A 20,465-nucleotide genomic window follows, 5' to 3' on the forward strand; every position below is an offset into this window, starting at 1 on the left:
CAGCTTGCGAACGTGGCGTAAGCTTCCAGCTTGCGAACGTGGCGTAAGCTTCCAGCTTGCGTTCCGGCTTAGGAATAGCCTTCGGGACGAGAAAAGGATTGCTGACGAATGTCGCGCCCCATCACAACGCCGTGAAGCATTTTTAGCGGCACGGCGCGAGCCGTCCGGTCGCGCTTCAAAAACACCGTGAAAGACCGGAGGGCTCGCGCCCTACCGCTAACAAAAACACCCCGCTTGGCGTCAACCTAGATGGCAGTGGGCTCGCGCCCTGCCGCGACAACCTGGTGAAACACAGCCACCCCGGTGCGCTCCGCGCCCCCAGCATGGATGCCGCTCCCACAACGGCAAGCAGGATGCTTACCCCACTTTGTCCTTGGACCTGGCGAATCGACTGAGCATGGCGGGCAACAGCAGCACGTCGGCGAACAACGCGGTGGCCAGGGTCAGGCATCCCATGATCCCGAACAGGCGGGCGTCGCGAGAATCACCGGCGATCGCCGATCCCAACCCCGCGACCAACACAATCGTCGTCATCAACAGCGCCGACCCGACTCCCGTGAACGCGCGGCGGATGACCTCTTGGTGCGGCCCTCCCAGCTTCATTTCTTCCTGATAGCGCGTCAGAAAGTGAATCGTGTCGTCGACCGCGATCCCGACACAGATCGTGAACACACACACCGTCACCATCTCCAGATGTTGGCCGCTGACGACCAGCACGGTTGCCGTCGCCGCGAGCGGAAACAGATTCGGAATGATGGAGATCAGTCCGATCCGGATCGAGCGATAGACGAGCGTCAACACCAGCCAGATGATGACACTGGCCGTTCCCAGGCTGGTCGCCAAATCGGTGACGATTTGATAGATGTTTCGCCATCGCCAGACCGCGCTCCCTTCTAACGCCAGATCGAAATTGGGATGCCGCTGGCCGATCGAATTCAAACCGGCTTCAATCCGCTGAAACGGCTCGCTGTAGGCGGCGATTCCCAAATCCTGGACTCGAAACTGAACGGAGGCGAAGCGGCGTTCGGGGACGTAGAAGGCGCGTTTGAGCGAAGGCGGCAGCAGTTCGAGCAACGTCATCCGTTCCTCTGCATCTCCGTCGCCCGGCAGCGCCGCCAGCAATTGTCCGACCCCCAGCGGGTTGCCGATCAGCGGTTCGCTGGCCAACAAGGCGTCGATTTCGCCGAGCACGTCCAGCAGTTCGCTTTCGTCTGAATCATGGAACCAGCGGACGTCGACGGTGCTGAACTCGAGCCCGCCGAGTGACCGGTCCAGGTGCCGAAGCGCCTGAGCCGCCTCGCCCGATTCACTCAATCCGCTGTAACGTTTTTCGTCGGGTTGCAGTTGCAAGGAAATCAGTGCCATGGCGAAGGTGACGGCGATCGCGATGCGGGCGACCGCGCGGTCGCGGCGCAGCACCCAATCGACCAGCGGCCCGATCCGCCGCAACTGTCCGTCGACCAAACTCTTGCCCAGCCCAACATGCAGTCGTCTGCCAAGTGGCGATCGACATCCCAGCGGAATCACCGTCAACACGCTGATGAACGTCATCGCAACACCGACGACGCAACAGAGGCCGAAGTCGCGAACGATCTCATGGTGAGCCCACAGCAGTGACAGGAACCCGATCGCCGTGGTGGTGCTGGTCAGCAAACACGCCATGCCGACACGCGAAATCCCACGACGGGCCGCCTCGTTGACTTCGAGGCCACTGGCACGTTGTTGGCGGATCTCGACCATCAAGTGCACCGAGTCGGTCAGTCCGACCAGACTGACCAGCACGGGGACGATGATGTCATTGAACGGGTTGTCTTGCAGATCCAGAAAATGCAACATCCCGGTCGTCCACAAGACACCGACGGCCGGCGACACCGCGACGATCATCACGGCGGAGAAGCCGCGAAACAGAATCACCGCGGAAAGTAACATGATCGAGTAACCGATCAGTTGGTACTTGGTCGAATCGGTGACGTGATTGTTGGCCATCATCAAATGCAACGGCACCGGGCCGGTCAGTTGAAACTCCAACGCGACACCGGGGAGGGTCGCCGCAATCGACGCGGCACGTTCACGGATCTCACTGGTCACCGCCTCGTCGCTGGTAACAAAGAACCAGTCGATGCCCAAGTGCATCAGGACGGTCCGCCCGTCCTGGGAGATCAGTTGTCCGACCGCCAGCGGATTCTCCAAAACTCGGCTGCGAGCCTCGTTCAGCTGACGCTGCGATGCGTTGTCGCTGGGCAGCAGCGTTCCCGAGAGTCCGAACAGGTTAAAACCGGGAACGCTATCGAGCCACATTACGTTGTCGATCTGCGGCATCGACTGCAGTCCTTCGGCGACCCGCCGCATGGCACGCAAATGTGATCCGGTGAACAAGTCCGCTTCGCCCGACGGGTCGACGCGCGCGACCAAGACGCATTGTCCGCCGCCGACTTGAAAGGGCTGGACGTTGTCGCGAACACGGCCGCCACTGGCGTCGTCCATGTTTCGCCGATCGGAGCGATTCGTTGCTCCCGAAGCGTCAACCTGCTGCACGGTTTCGGGGAACCGTTCCGTGATCAGCGCAGGGTTGGTAAACCCGATCGTCGCCAGCGTCGACATCGCGACAAACACCGCCAGTTGTGCCGCGGGGTGATCGGCCCACCAAAAGAACAGTCGTGCGGCCATCCCCGTCGTTTGCGTCACCCGTGTCACAGGCGTTCCGCCGCGGCGGTTCTGATCTCATCACGCTCGATTTTTCTGTCATGATTTCGGTCGATGCGATTGAATCCGAATCGCTGAAAGGCAACCGGTGTCTCGTCACGTTCGATGATCCCGTCTCGGTTCGCATCCATGGACGCCATGAACTGGGTCACGTGTTCCTCGATTCGTTTGTCGCGTTCGGCCTGTTGGCGTAGCGAGAGTGGCTTTGGCTTTCGAACTCGGTCATGCGGACCGCCGCGAGGGATCGCGACGTCAAAGAACGCAACCGCCATTTCTTCCCAGGTCTGATCGCCCCAGGAGACGAAATCGTCGGGGGCGGGGTTAAACGGATTGCTGGAGGAATTGTCAAAGCGGACAGCCATCTCCAATGATTCGACATCGTTCAGATCGATCGGTGTCATGAATTCGTACCAATGCTGCCAGTTGAAATCGTAGTGGGGCACGCTGAGCAACGGTTTCGTTTGTCCGCCGGGGCGATTGGCTTGCAACCAGAACGATTTGCCGCGTAAGTGCATGTGCGGTGTGATGCCCAGCATTCGGCTGTTCGGCGGAAAGGAATCGACCGACATCTCGACGACGTGATCCTTCACCCCAGGCGGGATCTCGAATTCATGATCGATCGCCAGTTGCGTGAACACCTCGTGGCTGACATCGTCCGCGGCGGTTTCCCAAACACCAACCCGCGTCAGATCCTCAGCTTGTTGTCCGTTGGGGGTGTAGTGCATTTGAAACACGAGCTTCGAACCGGCGGGGACCAACCGGGCGTGACCGTCGGGCAGGGCGACGGCGCGTTGTCCGGGCACATAGGCCGCCATCCAGCCGATGCCATGGAATCCGTTGCCGTCGGGTGGTCGCACGAACACGATCGCGTGATGCACCACGCTGGCGTTTCCCGGTATCACTTGTGCCGCGCGAATCCAACGGTCTTCGGTCCACTTCGGGTCGACGACAAAGTACTGGTATTCGACGATGCCTTCGGCGGGGACGGTGAACGGACGGTCGCGCATCGCAATCTCGAAGTCCGGCTCGGTTTCAAACTGCCATCCGCCGGTCCATTGCGGAAGTGGCGGGAGATCCCCCTCGTCGCCTTGGGGCATTCCGTTGTCCAGCCAGGCGGCAATCTTGTCGCGCGCCTCCTTCGGCATCCTCCGCTCGCCGACGAAATGCCCGATGTCGGGGTCGGCGTGCCAGGGCGGCATGCGTTTCTGGTCGATGACTTCCAAAATCATCTGCCCCCAACCGACCACTTCGTCGTAGTCCGTCAGGGCCATCGGTGCGATCTCACCGCCGCGATGACATTCCACGCAGTGTTGGTTCAGGATTGATGCGATGTCTCCGTTGAAGGTTACCGCTGCCGAAGAGGACTCGTTCGTCGAACGTTTCGCCGTGCGTGTGATCAAGCAACCGACGCTGGTGGTTTTCGGCTCGGGGATCGGACGACCCGACAGCAGGTATTCGATGGCATCGTGCAGATCGTTCTGCGTCGGCCGGGCTCGTGAGACGCCTGGTTCGTACTGATCGTCGATGCGTCCTTGGTAAACGATCTTGCCGTCCGCATCGACCACAAATACTTCGGGAGTGCGTGTCGCACCGAGGGCGTCGGCGATCGATTGATCGGCATCCTTCACCATCGGAAATTTGATCGCGTGCTTCGTTGCGTAGGCATCGATTTCCGATGGCGAATCTTGCACGTTGCTGTTGACGCCCAGAAACACGACACCACGACCGGCGTACCGATCGGCCATTCGCTGCAGACGCGGGCCATAAAGTCGTGCGAGCGGGCATTCCGTTCCCAGGAAACAAACCACGTTGAACGCCGAACCGTCCACCGAGATCACTTGTCCGGCCGTTCCGCGAAAGGTCAGCTGTTGCAGCGCGACGGCGTCCGCGGCAGACGCATTCCCCGCGAACAGGCAAACCAACAAGCTGCAAATGATGGTCATGCGAAGCACTGTGGTGCTCATGAATGGATGGCTCCCTGTGATCGATCCGAGCGGGTATGCGCTGTCACTCAGCCGCGTTCGTGTCCACCCTGCCGGGCAACGCTGTGAAGCATTTTTTAGCGGTAGGGCGCGAGCCCTCCGGTGTTGTGGCAGAGATGAAGACCCGGAGGGCTCGCGCCCTGCCGCTAAAACCTCAATAAACACATGGAAAAAATGCTTCACAGCGTTACCTGTCGGGGCGTCTCGATTCCGCCATCGCCCTGGCGGCTTGTTCGGCTGCCATTGCTTGTTGCCGCGTTTGTTGCCGCGCACGTTCGGCAGCAAGTCTAGCGTGCATCAGCCGCATTTGAAACAGAGTGCCGCCGGTCAGGACCAGGCACAGGATGATGCCGACGACGGCGCGTTTGCGGTAGGGCTGACCGCCGATCCACGTGACGACAAAAAACGCGAGTGCGATCAGCACGAACCCGAGCGGCGGCAGGTTTCGTATGAACATCGCCAGAAACCCGAGTGATGCGAAGGCAAGACCGGCCCAAAAGCACACCTTTCCAAGCCCACCCGTTTGACGCTTCGTGGTATCGTGCGAAACGGTTTCCGGCGGTGACTGATAAGGGTTTGTTCGGACGCTCATTCGATCACTCAAGTGGCGTAGGCTTCCAGCTTGCGTTCGGGGGCGCTTTCAGGATATCGCAAGCTGGAAGCTTACGCCACGGAACGCACGTTTGCTGTTGCGTAATGACCATCTTTAATTTCCGTCCGTCGCAACATAGCCCGTGCGGGGGCGACGCTCGATCCGTATCGCGCAAAGGCATCGCCTTTGATACACTTGGATCGATTCAAGATCCCAGAGAGAGTGTCAAGAATCCCCTCCACCCCCAAGAGTTCCGCAACAAATGATCAATCCACGTTCACTTTCACGACGTCATTGGCTTGCCGCCTTGCCCGCTGTTGCCACTGCGGCAGGACAGTTCTGTCAGGCCGCCGAAAAACCTCGCATTCGAATCGGTCAGATCGGAACCAAGCACGCCCACGCCAGCGGAAAACTGCAGGCGATTCTGAAATTTCCCGAGACGTTCGATTTCGTCGGAATCGTGGAACCTGACGCGGAACGTCGTGCGGCGATGGCGGATCGTGATCCCTACCGACGCGTGACGTGGTTGACCGAATCGGAACTGCTTTCGTCGCCGGGGCTGCAAGCCGTCGCGGTGGAGACGGATATTCCCAATCTGGTGCCCACGGCGGTGCGTTGTTTGAAGGCCGGAAAACACATTCACCTGGATAAACCGGCGGGCGAATCGCTGGAAGCCTGTCGTGCGATGCACCAAATCGCGACGGATCGAAATCTGGCCATCCAGATGGGCTACATGTTGCGCTACAACCCTGCATTCCAATTTGCCGATCGGATCGTCCGCGCCGGATGGCTGGGCGAAATCACCGAGATCAGCGGCATGATGGGCAAGTACATGAACGACGGTGGCCGTTTGGAACTGGCCAAGATTTCCGGTGGCGGCATGTTCGAACTGGCCTGTCATCTGATCGATCAGGTCGTTTCGTTGCTCGGACCGCCGGAGAAAGTCATTTCACATCTGCGGCGGACGTTTCCCGAGAAAGATACGTTTGCGGACAATCAGTTGGCGGTGTTTGACTATCCCAAAGCGATCGCGACGATTCGTTGCAATCACATTGATCCGATGGGCGGAGCGCGTCGACAGTTCTCGATCACCGGTACCGAAGGCACGTTTGAAATTCGCCCGTTGGAACCGACACCGAAAGGTCGGCTGGGGCTGGATCGTCCCCGCGGCGATTTTAAAAAGGGCTACCAGGACGTGACGTTCGAAAGTCCAACGGGTCGCTACGACGCGGAGTTCATGGACTTGGCAAGCGTCGTCCGCGGCGAGAAAAAACTGCGTTGGGACGCCGAGCACGACATCGCCACGCACGAAGCGGTGCTGCGTGCCAGTGGCATGCTTTGACGAGGCAGATGACGGCGGATTATCATGATGGTGTTCCCGTGAGGGACCGTTGCCTCAACTTGTCCGAGTCGTACCGATGAGCACCAGTTTGCATTTAACCGCGGCCGAATTCGATCGCATGGTGACGTGCGGTGCGTTTGACCACCTCAATCGCAAAGTTGAATTGATTCGGGGGGGACTTCGTGAAATGAATCCGGCCGGTCCGCTACACGACGATTTGATCATGTTTCTCACCGGCTGGTCAGTGCGTTCCACGTCGGCCGACCAGATTTCGGTGACAGCGCAGACGGGCTTAGATCTGGCGGAGCTCGATAGTCGCCCCGAGCCTGACTTGCTTTGGGTCCGCGCGGGACGCTATCAACAAAGGCATCCGTCGGCCGAAGACGTCAAGCTCGCGATTGAAGTTTCGCACAGTAGCTTGAACTATGATCTTCGAGAGAAGGCGGAGTTGTATGCCGAAGCGGAAATCGTGGAATACTGGCTGGTCGACGCCGGCGGTGCCTGCGTCCACGTCTTTCGCAGCCCGCAAGGAAAAGCCTACGCCGACCACACGGTCGCTCGCCGCGGTGATCGGATCTCTCCGCTTGCGGCACCCGAAGCCGTGCTTGCGGTGAATGATTTGTTTGGGTGACGTTGATCGCGCCCGCAGTTTTGCCGATCCAAGCAACGGCCAGACAATAAACCGCGAAAACGGGGTCAGGAGTCAATAGCCGGAACGGCCCTACGGGTGCTTCGCACGATTGACTCCTGCCCCCCTTTTCGCTCGCAGGACTTTAGGGACAGAGCCTAGCCGGACAGGCTTACAGGCTTACAGGCTTACAGGCTTACAGGCTTACAGGCTTACAGGCTTACAGGCTCGTCGATGCTGAAATGACAGGCTGGAAGCCTATCCCACTCGCAACATCCGACACTTATTTTCAGTTGGCTGCTAATTATCGGTGCCCCAACGTTTAAAAGTGGGCGGAGCGTTAATCGTCAAAGACCGGTGGATCTATTTTGATTTCAGCGATCACTTGGCGGGCCCGTTCGGCGTCCTCTTCGAACGTTTTGATCTTGACCATGCCAGGAGCTTCGGCGCGAAAACCGGACGTAAATCCGCCGGTCGCGACGGCGCGTATCCCGGCGTCCTGAAGCACCGACACGACGATCGAAGCCGACAATTCATCGGTCCGCTCGGCGACCGTCACAAGCTTGGCGGTATCCAGGTTCTTTTCGTCTTCGGGCATGATCGGGGTTCTCGGGAACAACGGGGCATCATCGTATCCACTAAGATACACCACTGATGGCATGTACGAATGGTATCCGTGCGTACGCCTTGCCATCGGTGGGAGGAATCACTTGGATGACACAGTGCAGAGAACAATGACTGGAATTCGAGTAATCGCATCAGTGTTCGTCGCGGCCATCGTGATCTTGTCAGGTTGCTGGAGAGAAAGTGCGATGGCCGCGGATCCGCGGCCGAATTTTCTGGTCATCGTCAGCGATGATCAACGCCCCGACACGATCGCCGCGCTGGGCAATCCGGTGATCGAGACGCCGAATTTGGATCGTCTGGTTCGCGAGGGAATGACGTTTACGCGGGCGACCTGTGCGTTTCCGTTGTGTGTCCCCAGCCGCGCCGAAATCCTGACTGGCGCGACTGCGTTTCGAAATGGCGTCCCCTATGGAAGCGGTCGTTTAAGACCGGGGCAGACGTTTTGGGCAGACGCGTTGCGTGATGCCGGCTACCAGACCTGGTACTCGGGCAAGTGGATGAATGACGGCTCGCCGAAAACGCGTGGTTACGACGAAACCAGTGGATTGTTCAGCAGCGGCGGAGCTGGCGCACAGGGAAAAGAACCGCGATACGGGCGATTTGGACGACTGATCACCGGTTACCGCGGCTGGACGTTCAAAACCGATGACGGCAAACCGGAGCTGGAGAAAGGAATTGGCTTGGTCGGCGAAACGAGCAAGCACATCGCCGATGGCGCGATCGCGCTGCTTCAACGCGATTCGGACCAGCCGTTTTTTCTGCACGTCAATTTCACCGCCCCGCATGACCCGCTGATCATCCCGCCCGGGTACGACGACAAATACGATCCCGCCACCGTCCCCCTGCAGGCGAACCTGTTGCCCGAGCACCCGTTCGACCACGGAAATTTGAAAGGCCGTGACGAACAACTCTTGCCCTGGCCCCGCACCGAGCACGAGGTTCGGCGAGAGATCGCGGCCTACTATGCCGTCATCGATGATATGGATCATCACATCGGACGGATCCTGAAATCGTTGCAGCAGTCGGGCAGGTACGACAACACCGTGATCGTCTTCACCAGCGACCACGGCTTGGCTCTGGGTAGTCACGGGTTGATGGGCAAGCAAAACATGTACGAACACACGATCGGAGTTCCGTTCCTCATCGCCGGTCCGGGGATTCCGGCTGGGCAACGCACCGACGCACAGGTCTACTTGCGGGACATGTATCCGACGACGTGTGAGCTGGCCGGGATTTCGATTCCGGCTTCGGTGGATGCCAAAAGTTTCGCACCGGTCTTGGATGGAACCGCAACCGAAATCCACCCGGCAGTCTTCGGTTATTACCATGACGCTCAACGGATGATTCGCACGAAGCGGTGGAAACTGATTCAATATCCGCTGATCGACAAGGTGCAACTGTTTGACTTGAAAAATGATCCCGACGAGCGAAACGATTTGTCGGCGCGCGACGAGTACGTTTCGATTCGGGAGGAGCTCGCCGGTCAAATGCGTGATTGGTTTGAGAAGCACGTTGTCAAGTAGTTGCGGTGCGGCGGTGTAGGTCAGGCTGTGCCTGACGGCCCATTGGCATGCACAGCATGCCCTACGCGGCTACGCGGAGTGTTTTTGTATTAGCGGCCGGGCGCGAGCCCTCCGGTCTTTCGAAGTGTTTTCAAACTGAAACAATCCATGAAACAACGATTCAAGGTGGTGATCACCGATTTGATCACCGAGCCGCTGGACGCCGAGCGCGGCGTGTTGGATGAAGTCGCCGACGTGGTGGCGTTGGACGCGAAGTGTGAAGCGGACTTGATCGGTCAGATCGAAGACGCCGATGCGGTGATGGTCTATCACTATTTGACGTTTTCGAAATCCAGTGTCGATCGGCTGAAACGGTGCCGCGCGATCGTGCGGCCGGGTGTCGGCTACGATGCGATCGATCTGGCGGCGGCACGGCAGCGGGGGATTCCGGTTTGCAATGTGCCGGACTATGGGACCGAAGAGGTCGCGGATTCGGCAGTCGCCATGGCGGTCTCGCTCGCCCGTGGTACCCATTTGCTCAACAGCCGACTGCGACGCGGCGTCGGGCATTGGAACGTCGACCAAGCGATGCCGATTGCTCGGCTCCGCGGCCGGCGTTTCGGGATCATCGGCTGCGGGCGTATCGGAACTGCGGCAGCACTTCGTGCCAAAGCGTTCGGGCTGGAGGTGGCGTTCTATGATCCGTATCGACCCGACGGTCTGGACAAGGCATTGGGGATCCGCCGCATCGAACGACTCGATGACCTGTTGGTGTCGTCGCACATCGTCAGTGTGCATTGCCCGCTGACTGAAGAAACGCGGGGAATGATTGCCGGTCCACAAATCGCTCGAATGCCGCGCGGGTCGTTCTTGGTCAACACGGCGCGGGGCGGCATCGTGGACACGCTGGCCGTGGTCGATGCGCTCCAGAGCGGTCAGCTGGCCGGAGCCGGGATCGATGTGTTGGAACACGAGCCGCCGCCACAAGACAGCCCGGTGTTGACCGCGTGGCGTGATCCCAATCACCCCGCCCACGATCGGCTGTTGCTCAATCCCCACACCGCGTATTACTGCGAAGAGGGCAGCGACGAGTTCCGCACCAAGGGGGCGCAAGAAGTGTTGCGGGCGCTGTTGGGCCAGCCGCTGCGGAATGTGGTGAATGAAGACGTTTAAAAGTGGCGTAAGCTTCCAGCTTGCGTTGATCCTAGCGGGATGGCATGCACAGCATGCCCTACTTGGATGGCATGCATAGCATGCCCTACTCGGAGGGTGGCTTGGGCCAGTTTAGATGCTTGTGCAGAAAATCGAACGTGCCTTGGCCGTTGATGGTGTGGGGGCCGTCGAACCATTCGATTTCGGTTCGCTCACCGATCTTGAGGCGGGCGGCGTAGAGATTGCGCACCTTGGCGTATTCATACGCAACCCACTGGTCGGTTGCGACGCCGTCAAAGTGTCCGCGTTCGACCATGAACGGACGCGGGCAAATTAGGGCCGCCATTTCCGAGTAGTTGAAGGTTTCAGCGAGGTTCCATTCAAAGATCTCGTACTCGCCGGTTCCGACGTAACTGAACGGGTGCCGCGTCGATGCGTTCTTGAGCACCCATTCATTGAAGTCGGCTGAGCAGATCGAGAGACAGTAATCGGTCACGAGGGCGGGAATTCGCATTGCCGATTTTCCTCCATAGCTGAGACCATAAAACGCGATCCGCTGCGGGTCGACTTGGGGCAGCGACTTGAGCCAATCGACGATCTGTTGATGCTGGGGAACGATCACCGAGAACAGCGTCTTGCCCAACGGATTCGCCTTGCGTTGCAGCGTTCGAAATCGATCTTTGAACAGGTACGGGTTCTGCGGTGCGAAGGTGATGAACCCGCGCTCAGCAAGCTCGGCGGCAAAGTCGTGATAGGCTCGGTGATCGCCCAGAAACGTATCGGTGGGACGCCCTTCCAAGCCATGTTGGCAGACCACGACCGGACGTTTTTCACCGGGCTTGACGTCATCGGGCACGATCAACACTCCGTAGGCGATCACATCTTCAAAGACGTCCAGGACCACTTCGTAGCCGGTCCATCCCGGTTGCTGCCACGTTTTTCGCACGCGGGCGTTCGGTGGCAACAACGGATCGTCGAAGTGGCCGATGACATCGTCGCGAAAGATCTGCCGATAGCGCTGTGTGGACTGGACATAGTCCTCGACTGAATTCGTGTCGAGATCTTTCAGGAACGCGCGGCGGACGAACGGGGATTCACGCAGCAGCAATTGATTGTGCCGATCGAGTTGTTCTACCAGCCGCGTTTGCATTGCCGCTTCATCGACCTGATGAACGACATCGACGTCGCGCTGTGGTCGATCGGCGCGGGGACGATCGATCAACAGTTCCACGAAGCGGTCCGTGGTGGATTGATCGCAAGGCGCTTCGGAGAACGCTGTTTCATCGAGCTGCCAATGTTCGTTTTCGATCAAGGGGCGAACCAACTGCCGCGCCCGTTCGACTTCTTGTTTTCCTTCGCTGAGGTGAATCGAACGAATCGTGCCAGGGGCGCCGCCGCCGCTGCCGTCGAAGGAACGTGCGGGTGTCTGTGCGTGATTGATCAAGGCCTTGCGGGGCGCGACCAGGGTCAGCGTTTCCGCATTTCCGAATTCAGCCAACCAACCGAAGACATTGCGATCGATCGGCTCGGTCCAAACCGTCTCGCTTGCACCAAAGCTGCCGCCGACGCAGACCGCATCGACCCGTTCGTCAAGCGCCGCGGTGGCCAGGGCGATGCGACCGCCCTCGCCGGCGCCGATCACTCCGATCGGACGCGACGCACTAAAACTGTCGATCGCCGCACGCACCATTTGGACTTCGTAACCGATCGGATGTCGCCCCAATACGAACGCCGCTCGATAGACGTATTCACGGTCGGTCAACTTCGCGCGGCCGCCGCGGGACTTGATTTCGCGGCTGATCAACATCGGAACCAACACGCGACAATCTCGCTCGGCCAGGCGCTTGGCGAATTGCAATTCGGGTTCGATCCCGGCGGTCAGTCCGCTGATTTGCCCGGGCGTTTGGTCGCAATCAGGAAGCGCGACGACGTTCGCCGCGACCGCGCTCGGTTCGATGGGCTCCAGCAACAGTCCTTCGCCGTAAACCGAGACGATGGACCGGCCGGGGTCGGGGTCTTCCAGGACCGGCCAACGGACCGAATAGACCCGATAGCCCGAGAGCGAGTCGTCGACTGAGGATCCGACGACGAAATTGCGTTCAATCACGACCGGTGTAACTCGGTTTTCGTGGGCGCCGAACATGCGGGCCAACCGGTCTCGATTGGGCTGGACCGACCGGGTGTAGGTCTGCGGGGAAGTGAAATCGCGTTGCCAATGTTGCTCGCGGGCGGCGGCGGATTGATCCAATTTGCCAAGCAAGAATCGGTCAATGCCGTCGACCATTTCCGAGGCGATGTCGCCTTCGATTTCAAGCGGCGTTGCGCCGGGGAACTGGGCTTGCAGCGATGCGGGATCCCGACCCTGGGCGAGACAAAGCGAAAGGCCGGCCATCACGAACCAGATGCCCGCTGGCACGGAGACTCGAAAGAACCGGCGAAACCATTGTCGAGACCTCGGCCGAACGATGAATGTCATGGTGATGCGGAAGAAAGCCATGGGAAACGCTTGGGCAGGAGTAAATTGCGATCCACGCGGTGAAAGACGCGGGCGGGAAACGCACCAAGAACTGGCACGCGTGCCACATGATCGGGCACCGGGCGGCCTGCCGCGACCCCTTGGCCACGCTGATTGGGCCAAAGTGGTTCATTGTACTGGCAGCGGCACTTAAATTGCTATGATCTTGGCAGCGCGAACGTCACCGCTTGCAACGGGATCTGTTTTCGAGCCGTTTCGCGCCACACGACGTTTGTTCCGGAGATTGGGTGAGATGCACAAGTACGTGATCATGGGAGTTCAAGGATGTGGCAAGGGAACGCAGGCGGCCAAGCTGGTCGAAGCATTCGACTTGGTGCATATCAGTGTTGGCGACATCTTTCGTTGGCACATCAAGAATCACACCAAGCTGGGGGCGCAAGTCAAACGCATCGTCTCGTCGGGTAACCTTGTCGGTGACGACGTGGTGGAGACGATTGTGCATCGCCGATTGGACGAGCACGATTGGAACTACGGATTTATCCTGGATGGATTTCCCCGCAGCGAGTCGCAAGCCCTGTTCTTTTTGGAGACGTACGACATCGACGCGGTGATCCACATCGAAGTCCCCGACGAAGTGGTCCGGCAACGCGTTTTGTCGCGGCGGTTGTGCAGCGGATGTGGGCTGGATTACAACCTGATTTCGCACCGGCCGGCGGTCGAAGATGTTTGCGACGTGTGCGGCAGTCCGCTGCGGGCACGTCCCGATGACACCGAGGAGGCGTTGGCGGGGCGGTTACGGGATTACCACACGAAAACCAAACCGGTGTTGAGTTTGTTTGAGCGGAAAGAGTTGGTGCTGGACATCGACGGGACGGCGAAGCCCGATGCGATCCATCAAGAGATTCGGACGAGGCTGGGGTGTTGAGAGTGAGAACCGCCTGAAAGACCGGAGGGCTCGCGCCCGGCCGATTTATTCAGGATCTGCGGAGTCAACGGTGAGCCGCTGGCCGTAAGGCCTCGGGCGGGCGCCGAAATGCCCGGCCGCTTACGCGTCACGGCTCACAAAATCGACAGGCCGCTTGCGCCCTGTCGCTAAAATCTCGTCAAACAGGGGAATCGATGCTCTGCAGCGTGAACGTTACCGGTTGCCGATGCAAACGAGATGCTCACGGGTGCGAACATACAACTTGCCGTCGGAGATCGCCGGTGAGGCGAACACCGATTCGCCGAGGGAGTTCTTGTGAACAATCTCGGGCTTCCGCGAGGCCTTCATCACGATCGTCTCGCCCTCGTCGGTGGTGAAATAGACCCATCTGTTTGCCGTCACCAACGAAGCGCTGAAGTGACGGCCTAAGCGTTCTCGCCAAACACGTTCTCCCGTTCGGCTGTCAAAGCAATGGGCGATGCCGCGGTCGTCGGCGATGAACAGCAAGCCGTTGGTGACGACTGGTGATGGCACGTAGCTTTGCGCTTCGGTGACGTGCCAGTTGACGTGAGACTCCGTTACATCCCCGCTGCCGCCGGGACGAATCGACATCACATGATAGGTCGGAAAACCGGCGGTCAAATAAAAGTTCTCGTTGTCATAGACCATCGAGGCGACAAACTGTTCGGTCGGCCCTTCGATCCACCAGAGTCGTTTTCCGGTCCGGGGATCGAACCCCGCGACACGCTTGCTGCCCGTCATGACCGCTTGCACCGTTCCGTCGATCTCGCACAGCAGCGGGGTCGCGTAGCTGCGTGTTTGGTGCACCCGCGGGGTTTTCCAGACCAAATCGCCGGTCGATTGGTTGAGTGCCGCAAGGTAGGATTCTCCGTCGTGGTCGCCGTTGACGAGAATCAAGTCTTCGAACAAGACCGGGCTGGTGCAGTAGCCGTGGATGCTGGAGAACGAGCCGACGGTGACCAGCCAGTCCTGATTGCCCTGGTGGTCGTACTTGGCCACGATCATCTCGCCGGGCTGGCCGCGTTCTCCGCTGGTGTCATCGGTTTGGAAGAACGTGACATACACGTGTTGAGTATCGGCCGCGGGGGTGCCCGAGGCGTGGCTGTTCAGCTTGTGCATTCCCTCCAGCGGGGCCGCGATCACCTCGCGGGTCCATTTGAATTGACCACTGCTGCGATCCAGGCAGTGCAGCAACCGGGCATTGGTGGTTTCGTCGCACGAAGTCAGGAAGATGGAGCCTCCCGACAGGATGGGGGAGGAATAGCCCGATCCGGCGATCGGGGTTTTCCAGAGAATGTTTTTTCCGGTGGCGGCATCCCATTGCACCGGGACGCTGGTTTCACGACTGGTTCCGTCGCCACGCGGCCCACGCCACTGCGGCCAATCCTCGGCATGGCAAAGGAAGCCGGCGACCATCATCGCTAGCAGGAATCCGATTCTCATCTTTTATCCTGTTTCAAGTTTGCGGGGGGCGAGGGGGAGTCTCAAGGATCAGCAAAGTATATTCGAATCGGAGCGTGTCCCGCAGCAGAGGCGATTCACGTAGGATGTTGGCGGATCGATGAATTCCGTTCGCTCTTTTCTTTTCTTCACTTCACTTCACTTTCGAATCAACATGAGAAGACTTCCCGTTCCTGTGCTGCTGGTTTTTCTGGCCATCATGTCCCCTAAGCAGCTCCTCGGCGCGGAACCGTCGACGCAGGAGGCGGCCAAGACGCTCAAGGTGCTGTTCATTGGCAACAGCTACACGGCCCGACACAACTTGGCCGACGTGGTCAAAGCGATGGTCGAGGAAGGGCAGCCGGGCGTGCGGATGGAAACCAAGACCGTCATCTACGGCGGCCGTCGGCTGGCCGACCACTGGCGTTTGGGCAGTCAGAACTTCATCCGGTCCAGCACCCTCACCGCGGACCAGATCAAAGCGACGATCAAGGATTTGGAAGGCCAACTGCGTAAGGATCCGCGTGACAAGTACGCCAAGTATGCCGTCGAACGTCAACGAAACCTGTTGAACGACTACGAAACGACACGAACACGATGGGACGTGGTGGTATTGCAGTCGTATCGCGACGACCTGGAGGGCGGACAGTCGTCCTTGTATGCCCAATACGCACCGAAGTTCGCGGAGCTCGTGCAGGCTCAGGGAGGAAAGGTCGTCCTGTATGAAACGACACCGACCACGCAAAACGACAAACCGTTGACGGGCATGCCGGATGCGGCATCGGTGTTGAAAAAGGCCGAGGCGATCGCCGCGCTGGCGGACAAGATTGATGCCGAGGTGGCACCGATGTCACGGGTCGCGCTTGAATGTCAGCGCCGACGTCCTGATCTAACACTGCGTTTTGTCAACGACGCCCACTTGAACCAAACGATGGCCTACCTGACCGCGTGCACGTTGTACGCTGCCATCCTGGACGCCGACCCACGCGGGCTGAAAGTCGACTCGGTGACCGACATCCGCTATTGGCAAAACAAAGATCGCACGAAGGACCGTGACCATTTGCCGATCAAGAAAGTCTTTTCGGACCAGGATCGAGCCGATTTGCAGCGGATTGCCTGGGAAGGGTACCAGGCAATGAAACAGATGCGGGAGCAGTAGCCGCCGGCGCTGGACCAATGGCACGTCCTTTGGTTCTGAAGCTGTTAGCGCTGAGTATCGGGCGTCCCACCCCTGACCACTACTGCTGCGTTAAATACTCGCGGACGCAGTAGAGTGCGGTGAGCGCACCGAGCACGATACCGATCAACAGGCCGCCGACAAACCCGACGGGGAAGGGTTTGCGTCGCTCTCGTGGCATCGACGGATCGATCGGTTGATCCAACACCAGCGGCATCGATGAATCCGAGGGGACCATTCCGACCTTGGACCCTTGGTTGCCCGAGCTCTGGTTACCGGAGCCTTGCAGGCCGGAACTATACTGGCCCGAACCGATCACCGGTGGCCCATCGGCTGCGACCGTCGGGCCCCATTCCGGTCCGTCGTCCATTCCGATCGGCGGCGCCGTCCATGCCTGACGCTCGATCGGCCGATCGACTTCGAACGAGGTCGTGCACCAGACCTCCAAACGCTCGGCCACTTCGTTGGCGGTCGCGATGCGTCGCGACGGATCCTTTTCCATCATGTCGGCGATCGTGTCCACGAAGTCCTCCGACAAATCCGGGGCAAATTTTCGCGGATGCCAGGGCGTCTGCTCGCAGTGTCGCTTGCACTTGCTTTTGGAATCGCCACCGGGAAACGGCACCTTGCCCGTCACGGTGTAATACAGCGTACAACCGAGCGAGTAGAGATCGCTGGCCGGTCCGATGGCCCGGGGATTACGAATCTGTTCGGGAGACAGATAGTCCGCGGTCCCGACGATCTTTCCAGCACGTGGATCATCATCCAATCCCATGCTCCAAGCTGCCAACCCGATATCAGAGACCTTGGCGTGGCCTTCGGGGGTCACGAGGATGTTTCCCGGCTTGACGTCGCGATGCACCAACCCCAAGTCATGGGCGTATTGAAGCCCCCGTGCGGCTTGTGAGATCACCAGAGCGGCATGATTCATGCTGAGCGGGCCGCCGCGACGCACCAATTTCCGCAAGTCGGTTCCCGGGACATATTCGGTGACCAGGTAGTGCACACTGCCATCTCGGCCGGCGTCGTAAGCGCGGACGACGAAGGGGCAATCCAACCCGGCCTGCACTCGGATTTCACGGGTGAAGGAATCTCGCGAGAGGGCCGTCGACTTTTCCAACGGCAGCACTTTGACGGCACATTCGCGGCCCATCACCTTGTGCACGGCCTTGAAGACTTGCCCCATTCCTCCCTGGCCGATCCAGTCGGTGATCAGGTAGGGTCCCAACGTCAACTTAGTCCGACCGGTGTGTAACTGTTGCGCCTGGTACGCGGTCAACAGTCCGCTTTTGACCAGGGTTGCCGCGATCAATGCGTCATCATCCGCACCGACTTTGTCGATGACCTTGGCCATCTGACGCTGGGACACCAAGCCGCTGCGGATGGCAGATTCTTTGAACACACTGCCCATGTTTAACTCTCCAACTTCATTCCGCCGCCGCTTCGCACCAGCGCGACCCGTGGTAAGTCGCCGACAAGTTCTTCCAGGTGCATCAGAAACTCCGCATCCTCGCCTTCGTCAGGAATCGCAAGCCCCAGATAGACGAACGCGGCATCATGGCTGGTTGTTTGGATGGCGTGCGCCGCGTTGTCGCTGACGACGACTTTGGTTCGCCCGACGATTCGGGCTTCCCTGAGCAAACTTTCCAAGTGGGAGTTTACTTCATCGATCGCCGAATCGCTTTGCACGACCCGCAACAGTCGCAACTGCCGCCCCTGCCAGGTCGGATGGGACAGCATCAGATGGGCCAACAACACCATCAATTCTCCGTTGGCCCGTCCCCGCCACCAAACGTCAACGGTCCCGCTGGGCGCGACGTCTTCGCCTTCGGATTCATCGATTTGGCGCAGCACCACCACGCTGCGATCGAGGCCTTCGAGATTTCGCAGCAGACCGCCAAAGACACGCATTCGATCAGCCGACAAGGGACATCCCATCAAGACCACGTTCGGTCGCAACCGTCCCAGGCCCTGGCACTGAACCAACGCCTGAACCCCGGCGGTGTAGTCACTGGCCACGACCACCGCGGGAAAGGCCGCCAGCCGGCGCTCCTTGATCATCGCGTGCAAGATTGATTCCTGAGTGGCCAAACGCTCGGATTGGTCATCCAAGCCACCGGGGATCACCTGCGCCAACGCCAAAACCCCCGTCTCCCGCGACAACCAACTGCCGAACACGACCAGATGCGGGCGTGAGAATCCGCTGCCACTGAACGCCAGAATAAACGGCCGCCAGTTCTTGGGATGGTACAAGCTGTCTTCCAACTTCAACAGATTGCGACGGGTGCGTTCGAACAACAAGCCGCTGCCCAAATCGCCCCAATCGGCGTTCACATCCGCACGGGTCAGATAGGAGTGCAAGGCGGCGACCAAACCGCTGGCCACGATCGCCCAGCGCCAATCGATCAACAACATCACCAGCCCACAACCGATCGCGCCGGCCAGGGCGGTGACCCAGTTGCTGTAACGAAACTGGGGCCGGTAACTGGGATTGTTGGTGATCGATTCGTAGAACGTCGCCAGATTGAGAAGTCCGTAGGTCAGCAGAAACGCCATCGTGATCAGGGGCGCGATCGAATCGAGGTCCGCCGCCATGATCCCGGTTTGAGCGATCAGTGCCGTGACCAGGATCGCCCGCCGCGGCTCTCCGTCGTGGCCGCTGACGCCCAGGGGCACCAGTCGCAGGAAGACGCGATCGCGGGCCAGCGATTGCAAAATCCGCGGGGCCCCCATCATGCTGCCCAGCGCCGAGGAGAGCGTCGCGGCAAAAACGCCCAACGTGATCAACAACGGAAACATCGCCACGTTGCTGACGACCATGTTGCTGCCGATCAAGTCTTCACGACTCGCGCTACCGCCCAGGCAGACCGCCATCGCTGCGTAAATCAACATCGTGACGACAACGGCCGAGAGCGTGCCGACCGGAATCGAACGTGCCGGATCACGAAGATCACCCGACATGTTCGCCCCCGCCATGATCCCCGTGACCGCGGGAAAGAACAACGCGAAGACGGTCCAGAATGACTCCGTCCCCTCGAACCCGGTGCCCCAATTGGACGCCAAATTCTGCATGTCGAAGTTTCCTGCCGCACCCCCGAAGAACGACAGCAGCGAAATCACCACGCTGGCCAAGATCACGAATTGAATCTTGATCGCCCAACTGGCACCGACCCAAACACAAACGGTCACCAGCAGATTGGTCAGTGACGCGACCAGGATCGGTGACGTTCCCTCGGGCAGCAACACCAGCAACGCTTCGGAGAAACCGATCACGTACATCGCCACCGAAAGCGCCTGGGCGGCAAAAAAGACCAAGCCGATCGCGCCGCCAAATTCCGGCCCCAGGCTACGGCTGATCAGAAAGTACGCACCGCCGCCTTCGACACGCGTGTTCGTGGCGATCGCCGAAAGCGACAAACTGGTCAACGTGGTGATGGCATTACTGGCCAAGACGATGACCAGGGCAGCGAACACGCCGGCCTGTCCCACGACAAAGCCGAAACGCAAAAACATGATGACGCCCAGGATCGTCAGCACACAGGGTGTGAAGACGCCCCCGAAGGTCGAAAATGAATTCCCTTTCTCTCCACCCTTCACAGCGGACTCCGGATCGCTTGACGAAAACACACGACCGGTTCGAACAAAACCAGCCGGTCACCAGAGGATTCTACCGGCAGGGAAGCGTTTGCGGGATCCGGCGACCTCGTCGCACCGCGCTCGAAACCAACAAGCATTGACAGGGCTCGGGATTCGGCAGAGGGGGCGGTAGGTCACGCTGTGCGTGACAGCCGGTATGCACAGCACGCCCTACTTTCACTGTGTTTTACCGGGTGTTAGCGGCAGGGCGCAAGCGGGCTGTCGATTTAGTCGGGATCTGCCGCGTTAATGGTGAGCCGCT

General features: G+C 59.5%; 14 protein-coding genes. 6 read left to right on the forward strand and 8 right to left on the reverse strand.

What is annotated here, in order from left to right; genetic code table 11:
• Window positions 1-357 precede the first annotated feature (357 nt).
• The 3 genes from NZK35_RS14485 to NZK35_RS14495 all read right to left on the reverse strand — a co-directional run bounded on the left by NZK35_RS14485 (window position 358) and on the right by NZK35_RS14495 (window position 5,277).
• Entirely contained in the window at window positions 358-2,694 is a 2,337-nt protein-coding gene (locus NZK35_RS14485) for an efflux RND transporter permease subunit (RefSeq protein ID WP_259633251.1), read from the reverse strand.
• Entirely contained in the window at window positions 2,691-4,667 is a 1,977-nt protein-coding gene (locus tag NZK35_RS14490; RefSeq protein ID WP_259633252.1) for a redoxin domain-containing protein, read from the reverse strand. Before NZK35_RS14490 ends, NZK35_RS14485 begins: the two co-directional genes overlap by 4 nt.
• A 205-nt stretch (window positions 4,668-4,872) precedes the next feature.
• Complete coding sequence (locus NZK35_RS14495; RefSeq protein ID WP_259633253.1) at window positions 4,873-5,277, reverse strand: hypothetical protein; 405 nt, start codon at window positions 5,275-5,277, stop codon at window positions 4,873-4,875.
• Between the two features lie 262 nt (window positions 5,278-5,539).
• Between NZK35_RS14495 and NZK35_RS14500 the strand changes: the two genes are divergently transcribed.
• Window positions 5,540-6,619, forward strand: a complete 1,080-nt coding sequence (locus tag NZK35_RS14500; protein WP_259633254.1) for a Gfo/Idh/MocA family protein — start codon at window positions 5,540-5,542, stop codon at window positions 6,617-6,619.
• Window positions 6,620-6,695: 76 nt separating this feature from the next.
• Window positions 6,696-7,250, forward strand: a complete 555-nt coding sequence (locus NZK35_RS14505; RefSeq protein ID WP_259633255.1) for a Uma2 family endonuclease — start codon at window positions 6,696-6,698, stop codon at window positions 7,248-7,250.
• Between the two features lie 337 nt (window positions 7,251-7,587).
• On the opposite strand, the gene NZK35_RS14510 is transcribed toward NZK35_RS14505, so the two are convergent.
• Window positions 7,588-7,845, reverse strand: coding sequence for a DUF2007 domain-containing protein (locus NZK35_RS14510; RefSeq protein WP_259633256.1), 258 nt, complete (start codon window positions 7,843-7,845; stop codon window positions 7,588-7,590).
• A 136-nt stretch (window positions 7,846-7,981) separates the two neighbouring features.
• Between NZK35_RS14510 and NZK35_RS14515 the strand changes: the two genes are divergently transcribed.
• Entirely contained in the window at window positions 7,982-9,397 is a 1,416-nt protein-coding gene (locus NZK35_RS14515) for a sulfatase-like hydrolase/transferase (protein ID WP_259633257.1), read from the forward strand.
• A 147-nt stretch (window positions 9,398-9,544) separates the two neighbouring features.
• Window positions 9,545-10,549, forward strand: coding sequence for a C-terminal binding protein (locus NZK35_RS14520; RefSeq protein WP_259633258.1), 1,005 nt, complete (start codon window positions 9,545-9,547; stop codon window positions 10,547-10,549).
• Between the two features lie 85 nt (window positions 10,550-10,634).
• Here NZK35_RS14520 and NZK35_RS14525 read toward each other — a convergent pair whose 3' ends face one another.
• Window positions 10,635-13,004 carry an alpha/beta hydrolase family protein gene (locus tag NZK35_RS14525; protein ID WP_259633259.1) on the reverse strand — a complete coding sequence of 790 codons (2,370 nt, stop codon included), beginning with the start codon at window positions 13,002-13,004 and terminating at the stop codon, window positions 10,635-10,637.
• A 310-nt stretch (window positions 13,005-13,314) separates the two neighbouring features.
• Between NZK35_RS14525 and NZK35_RS14530 the strand changes: the two genes are divergently transcribed.
• Window positions 13,315-13,929, forward strand: a complete 615-nt coding sequence (locus NZK35_RS14530) for an adenylate kinase family protein (RefSeq protein ID WP_259633260.1) — start codon at window positions 13,315-13,317, stop codon at window positions 13,927-13,929.
• Window positions 13,930-14,142: 213 nt separating this feature from the next.
• Here the strand turns inward: NZK35_RS14530 and NZK35_RS14535 are convergent, their stop codons facing one another.
• Window positions 14,143-15,393, reverse strand: coding sequence for an outer membrane protein assembly factor BamB family protein (locus NZK35_RS14535; protein WP_259633261.1), 1,251 nt, complete (start codon window positions 15,391-15,393; stop codon window positions 14,143-14,145).
• A 172-nt stretch (window positions 15,394-15,565) separates the two neighbouring features.
• On the opposite strand from NZK35_RS14535, the gene NZK35_RS14540 reads away from it, so the two are divergent.
• Window positions 15,566-16,549 (forward strand): hypothetical protein, encoded by a 984-nt coding sequence (locus NZK35_RS14540; RefSeq protein ID WP_259633262.1) that lies wholly within the window; start codon window positions 15,566-15,568, stop codon window positions 16,547-16,549.
• A gap of 79 nt (window positions 16,550-16,628) precedes the next feature.
• Here the strand turns inward: NZK35_RS14540 and NZK35_RS14545 are convergent, their stop codons facing one another.
• On the reverse strand, window positions 16,629-17,978 hold the full coding sequence (locus tag NZK35_RS14545; RefSeq protein ID WP_259633263.1) for a serine/threonine protein kinase: 1,350 nt from the start codon (window positions 17,976-17,978) through the stop codon (window positions 16,629-16,631).
• A gap of 2 nt (window positions 17,979-17,980) precedes the next feature.
• Entirely contained in the window at window positions 17,981-20,194 is a 2,214-nt protein-coding gene (locus NZK35_RS34705; RefSeq protein WP_259633264.1) for an APC family permease, read from the reverse strand.
• Window positions 20,195-20,465 lie beyond the last annotated feature (271 nt).

The sequence above is a fragment of the Stieleria sedimenti genome, assembly GCF_025060895.1.
Classification (GTDB): domain Bacteria; phylum Planctomycetota; class Planctomycetia; order Pirellulales; family Pirellulaceae; genus Stieleria; species Stieleria sedimenti.

What these genes read in the sequence shown, in the direction of transcription:
- NZK35_RS14500 (WP_259633254.1), top strand. Translation starts at nt 5,540, where the DNA reads ATGATCAATCCACGTTCACTTTCACGACGTCATTGGCTTGCCGCCTTG.
- NZK35_RS14510 (WP_259633256.1), bottom strand. Translation starts at nt 7,845, where the DNA reads ATGCCCGAAGACGAAAAGAACCTGGATACCGCCAAGCTTGTGACGGTC.
- NZK35_RS14520 (WP_259633258.1), top strand. Translation starts at nt 9,545, where the DNA reads ATGAAACAACGATTCAAGGTGGTGATCACCGATTTGATCACCGAGCCG.
- NZK35_RS14525 (WP_259633259.1), bottom strand. Translation starts at nt 13,004, where the DNA reads ATGACATTCATCGTTCGGCCGAGGTCTCGACAATGGTTTCGCCGGTTC.
- NZK35_RS14505 (WP_259633255.1), top strand. Translation starts at nt 6,696, where the DNA reads ATGAGCACCAGTTTGCATTTAACCGCGGCCGAATTCGATCGCATGGTG.
- NZK35_RS14515 (WP_259633257.1), top strand. Translation starts at nt 7,982, where the DNA reads ATGACTGGAATTCGAGTAATCGCATCAGTGTTCGTCGCGGCCATCGTG.
- NZK35_RS14535 (WP_259633261.1), bottom strand. Translation starts at nt 15,393, where the DNA reads ATGAGAATCGGATTCCTGCTAGCGATGATGGTCGCCGGCTTCCTTTGC.
- NZK35_RS14490 (WP_259633252.1), bottom strand. Translation starts at nt 4,667, where the DNA reads ATGAGCACCACAGTGCTTCGCATGACCATCATTTGCAGCTTGTTGGTT.
- NZK35_RS14540 (WP_259633262.1), top strand. Translation starts at nt 15,566, where the DNA reads ATGAGAAGACTTCCCGTTCCTGTGCTGCTGGTTTTTCTGGCCATCATG.
- NZK35_RS14495 (WP_259633253.1), bottom strand. Translation starts at nt 5,277, where the DNA reads ATGAGCGTCCGAACAAACCCTTATCAGTCACCGCCGGAAACCGTTTCG.
- NZK35_RS14545 (WP_259633263.1), bottom strand. Translation starts at nt 17,978, where the DNA reads ATGGGCAGTGTGTTCAAAGAATCTGCCATCCGCAGCGGCTTGGTGTCC.
- NZK35_RS14530 (WP_259633260.1), top strand. Translation starts at nt 13,315, where the DNA reads ATGGGAGTTCAAGGATGTGGCAAGGGAACGCAGGCGGCCAAGCTGGTC.